Source organism: uncultured Rikenella sp. (assembly GCF_910579375.1).
In the GTDB taxonomy this organism is placed as follows: Bacteria; Bacteroidota; Bacteroidia; order Bacteroidales; family Rikenellaceae; genus Rikenella.
This window is the reverse complement of record NZ_CAJTUJ010000139.1, coordinates 1-4,871: the sequence shown is the minus strand read 5'-3', so window position 1 is coordinate 4,871 and position 4,871 is coordinate 1. Positions and strand designations below refer to the sequence as shown.

Here is a 4,871-nt window from a genome sequence, read left to right as displayed (position 1 = left end):
CAGAAGCACGGCGCATTCGTCTCTTTTAAGCTGTTCGCCGCCAGTGGGGCGCCATATGAGACAGAGACAGCCAGCAAAAGACACTGTGCGCCCCTCCGCGGAGGGGGGGGGAGCAACGAGACGCAACCAAGCCTGAGAAAATGCAAGTACTTTAACGGGTCGAAGCCTGCGAGGCCCACAGCAACGTCAGTTGCGGGCCTCCGCGGCCGGAGGCTTCGGCCCGCGCGACCTGTTGGGTCGCAAGAGCTCGGTCAACAGTTCGCCCCGATTCTGTCGGGTTCGGCCTGTCGCCCATCCCCCCGAGGTGCTCCGCGCCTGGGCGACGAGGCCGGCGACCCAAAGGGTCGCAAAAGCAAAGGTTTTCGGTCGCAGCCAGCGGAGAACGAATATTAAGGCCGAGGCGGCCAGTAAAAGACGCTGTGCGTCCCCTCCGCGTCTGGGAGCTGCGGGCCGACCATTGACACGGGGACTTAGAGCTATTCGCTCTCAGTTTGAGCTTGGCCAACGGTTCAACCCAAGCCACCACCCAAATCCCAGCCCCATGCTCGGCCCAGCGCGGCGGAAAACCGCAATCGGTTTTCCTGCCCGAAGAACAATCGCAGCCCAAAGCTCACCCCAATTCTCGGCCCCGTGTCCGCCTCACTGCGGCTCCGCTACCGCTCCGCCGGTGCCGCTCGGCACTCGAAAGATGGGTGTGTCTACTCTTAAATGTCGCCCGCGGCAATTCTTGCCGGATTGGCCGAGTACCAACCGGCAGAATATGCCCTTTCAGACGGGCGGGCGACGGAGTTTTTGTGAGTGAGCAATTTTTTCGCGCGCCTGCGCGATTCATCCTCTTTCGGCTCACCGCCGAAATAGTTGAATCGCTTCTTTAGGCGACGGCGCGCGGTTTAGTTTGAGGGTACTGCGCTCGGGCCGCGCGGGCCCCACGTCCCGTGGACGGGAAATGCTCACGCATTTCAACTGCCAGCCTCTACCCCAGCAACCGGCAGCCCCAAGTACAAAAAGGCCCGGAGAACTTCCGTTCCCCAGGCCTCCGTATACATTCCCGAGAGAATATATCTACTCCTCTTCCCGTTGCAACCCCTGCACATAAATCGCTTTCAGCCGCTGTACCCGGTTCTTTACCGACGGCTTCACGAAATACTGCCGCGCACGCAACTCCTTGATCACCCCCGTCTTTTCGTATTTCCGTTTGAACTTCTTGAGAGCCCGTTCGATGTTTTCGCCCTCTTTGATCGGCATGATAATCATATCCGTGTATCTTTTTTTGTTTTTTTACAAGGTTTATGCGCGCATCTCCTCTTCTTTATCGAAAAGAGTCGCCCGAATCCCCGCACGCTAAAGGATCCGTCGTCATTTATCTATGTTTCGTATCTCTTTTCAAACGGCCCTCTTCGGCCTCGGTCTCCTTAACCTCCCTTCGATCACTCCCGTTATCCGGGCATTGAGGCGACAAAGATAACCATTTTTCCCGACAACCTTCCTTTCCCTTCATTTTAAATAAGAGATAGATTTATTTATAAGTAAGAAAGAAGGGTAAGAATAGCTGTGGATGGCGTGGATAAAAAGGTCGAATTTCGGTTGCCTGATTGGTTTTTCACATTCTTTCCCCTTTTTGTTTACATCTTCTCATATCCTATTCTGTTGATTGATAAATATTTGTTAGATTTTTTCAACAGTCTTATCGGGAAGTGATTCACATTCGTTTTTCGGGTTCATTCTGATGATAATCCCGGTTTCGGAGCGGGTTTATGTTGTGGATGAAAAAAGAAATTTTTCGGTTGCGATTTTCGATCCGGCAGACATATGGATTTTTTTCGGGGCGGATCAAGTCTCGGAAGATGAAAGTTGTGAAAAGTTTCCGACAACCTTTTCACAAAATCCGGAAAATTATCCGCCACTCGTTTTCAGGGGGTTCGACTCCTGCAACCGAAAATATCCACATGCTATACACATGCACTTCGGCCGAAAACTCCTACCTTTGCGACGGGAAACGATTCGTCTCTCCTTTGTTTTCTCTTTTTGGGGTGGATACAGCATCTTCGACCTATCTTTTTCAGCAGCCGGGCGGTTCGACGCTCTTTCCGACCGGGCCGGAGACAGTCGGTCGGTCGGTCGATTCGGTGCAGTGGCTGCGACCGGCCGGTTCGGCTGCCGAAATATGGGGCAGTCGGTCGACCCTCTCCGAAGAGCTGACACCGCACGGAGGCCTGGTGCCCGTCTCTCCGCCCGCCGATCCGTGGCAGACCTCCGTCGTCATGGTCGTCCTCATCTGCTTCTATTGTTATGTGCTCTATCGCTTTCGCCGCGATATGGTGAGTTGCCTGAAAAATATCGGTCATACGGAGGATACCCTGACCCTGATGGAGGGACAGGGGGCCGACTTCGTCTATTTCCTGCGCAGCGGCATCGCTCTGGCCGTGCTGGCCGGTTCGGCCCTCGTGATGGCCTGGTTGGAGATCCGCTGGCCCCGCATCGAGAGCTACTACCTTTTTATCGGCTCCGTCGTCCTCTTTTTGCTGATCGTGCTCTATCGGCGCATCCTCTTCCGCGTGCTCAGGTGGCTCACCGACGATAAAAGCGTTTTTCAGGAGATCACCTTCATCAACCGCATCGACGTCACCTTCATCTCCCTTCTCTATGCGCCGCTGGCCATCGTCATCGGAGTGAGCGGCCGGCTCTTCGCCTTCGGTCTGGTGGTGCTCGGCGCGCTGGTCGTCTATCATTTTATAGCTCTGTATAAATACTTTAGATTACGCTCGTTTTCTAAATTGCAATGGATTTTGTACCTTTGCTTCGTCGAAATCCTGCCGGTGAGCTTCATTCTTGCGCTGGCGATTCGACAGAGCAGCAGCGTGATCGACTGATTTTATGGCGAAAACACAGAAAGTAAAGCGGATACTGATCGCTCAACCGGCTCCTTCATCGGACAAGTCTCCTTTTTCTGAGCTGGTTTCCAAACACAAACTCGAAGTAGATTTCCGGCCCTTTATTGCGGTCGAAGGGGTGACGCCGAAGGAATTCCGCGCCCAGCGGGTCGATGTGCTGGCCCATACGGCCGTGATTTTCACCTCGCGGAAGACGATCGACAACTTTTTCGAATTGTGCGAAGCGTGTCGGATCCAGGTGCCGGAAGACATGAAATATTTCTGCGTGACGGAGGCGATCGCGCTTTATTTGCAGAAATATATCGTCTACCGGAAACGGAAGATTTTTTACGGGACGACCACCTTTGCGGACTTGATGGAGGTAGTGGCCAAGCATAAGGAGGAGCGTTTTCTGGTCGCCCTGTCGGATCCGTACAAGCCGGAGATCGAGGCTTTGCTGGGGAAGACCGGGGTGAAGTATACAAAGATTATTTTGGCCCATACGGTGGCGGCGGACTTGTCGGACATCTCGATCGTCGATTATGACTTAGTGGCTTGTTACAGCTCGGCAGACGTGCGGGCTTTGCGGGAGCGGTTCGAAGTGCTGCCCGAGGGGATGATCGTGGCGACGCTGGGCAATGCGACCGCCCGGGAGGCTTTGGTGGGGGGACTGAAGGTGGACATCGTGGCTCCGACGCCTCGTTTTCCCTCTTTGACCATGGCGATCGACAAGTATGTGGCGGCGATCAACAGCGGCGGTTCGGTCGAAGGGTTCGGGATGACGGCGGAAGATTTGGGCGGCGAGGCGACGGGCCAAGGTGGTGTGTCGGTCGGTACTAAGAAAGGGAAGGCCGCGACGAAAGTTTCCGCATCGTCGGGGAGCGGCAGCAGTAGGCGGTCTGTGGCGGCTACTACGGGGAAGTGATGAATTTCATGGATGCGCAGTCGTTACATAGGTCGGACGAGCTGGGAGATGCGGTGAGGAGGCGATTTACGTTGCCTAAGAGCGAGCGGTTGGCTGCACGGAGCGATATCGGACGCCTCTTCACGTGTGGAGAGGCGTTTTTAGTCTATCCGGTGAAGTGCACCTGTCGGTTTCGCCCGGGAGCATGGGACAATCGGATGATGGTGATCGTGCCGAAACGGAATTACAAACGCGCCGTGGATCGGAATCTGCTCAAGCGGAGGATGCGGGAGGCCTATCGGTTGCACCGATCCGAGATCGGGGTGGATGTGGCCTTTTCGTATGTGGGCAAGGGAGATCCGGCGGCGTATCGGACGATTGAAAAAGCGATGATTTCGATATGGGAGAGATTAATCAGGATGCGCGACGAGCGACAAGCGGCAGCGACGGAGCACTCCGGAGACGGGTCGGGTGGGGGAGGCAGGTAGCTATTGCTCCGTTCGTCTTTTTGATTCGTATCTATCGGGCGGTGATTTCTCCTTTTCTGCCCAGTTCCTGCCGGTTTACGCCGACCTGTTCGGCCTATGCGTTGGAAGCGTTTCGCCGGCATGGACTATTTCGAGGATTTTATCTGACAGTGCGCCGCCTGTTGCGTTGCCATCCTTGGGGCGGTAGCGGCTACGATCCGGTGCCGTGATTTAAGTTGGGCTGGGGCTGCCGCGTTGGTTAAGGCCGCCGGCAGCTTGAGGATGCGCAGCATCCGTCTAAAGTTTTTCTGGTTCTCTTTGTTCACAAAGAGAACAGTTCCAGCCGGGATAATGCTAAGTTCGCGCGCAGGCGCGCGGACAAAGAACGGGGGTAGAGGCTGTCAGTGGAAATGCGCAGCATTTCCCGTCCACGGGACGTGGGGCCCGCGCGGCCCGAGCGCAGTACCCTCAAACTAAATCGCGCGCCACGTCTTAGTAGGGAAATCGTCAAAATGTGCTGGCGCGTTTTGACAAGATTTCCCAAGGCGCGCGAAAACGTGGCGGAGCGAAAGCGGAGCCGCAGTGAAGCCGACACGGAGCGGAGAATTGGGCTGTGGGTTGGACTGAGCT

5 protein-coding genes are annotated in these 4,871 nt (G+C 55.4%); 4 read left to right on the top strand and 1 reads right to left on the bottom strand.

Going from position 1 to position 4,871, the window contains the following annotated elements:
* Positions 1-1,062: 1,062 nt before the first annotated feature.
* Positions 1,063-1,254, bottom strand: a complete 192-nt coding sequence (gene rpsU, locus QZ302_RS08625; RefSeq protein ID WP_294594498.1) for a 30S ribosomal protein S21 — start codon at positions 1,252-1,254, stop codon at positions 1,063-1,065.
* A 776-nt stretch (positions 1,255-2,030) separates the two neighbouring features.
* Here rpsU and QZ302_RS08620 point away from each other — a divergent pair.
* From QZ302_RS08620 to yidD, 4 genes are read left to right on the top strand one after another with little or no spacing between them, the layout of a single operon-like run.
* On the top strand, positions 2,031-2,870 hold the full coding sequence (locus QZ302_RS08620) for a DUF4271 domain-containing protein (RefSeq protein ID WP_294594497.1): 840 nt from the start codon (positions 2,031-2,033) through the stop codon (positions 2,868-2,870).
* Between the two features lie 4 nt (positions 2,871-2,874).
* Positions 2,875-3,795: a uroporphyrinogen-III synthase gene (locus tag QZ302_RS08615; protein ID WP_294594496.1), complete on the top strand. Its 921-nt coding sequence runs from the start codon at positions 2,875-2,877 to the stop codon at positions 3,793-3,795.
* Positions 3,795-4,262 (top strand): ribonuclease P protein component, encoded by a 468-nt coding sequence (locus QZ302_RS08610; RefSeq protein ID WP_294594494.1) that lies wholly within the window; start codon positions 3,795-3,797, stop codon positions 4,260-4,262. The genes QZ302_RS08615 and QZ302_RS08610 overlap by 1 nt, the downstream gene beginning before the upstream one ends.
* Positions 4,175-4,471 carry a membrane protein insertion efficiency factor YidD gene (gene yidD / locus QZ302_RS08605; RefSeq protein ID WP_294594492.1) on the top strand — a complete coding sequence of 99 codons (297 nt, stop codon included), beginning with the start codon at positions 4,175-4,177 and terminating at the stop codon, positions 4,469-4,471. Before QZ302_RS08610 ends, yidD begins: the two co-directional genes overlap by 88 nt.
* The last annotated feature ends 400 nt before the right edge of the window (positions 4,472-4,871 follow it).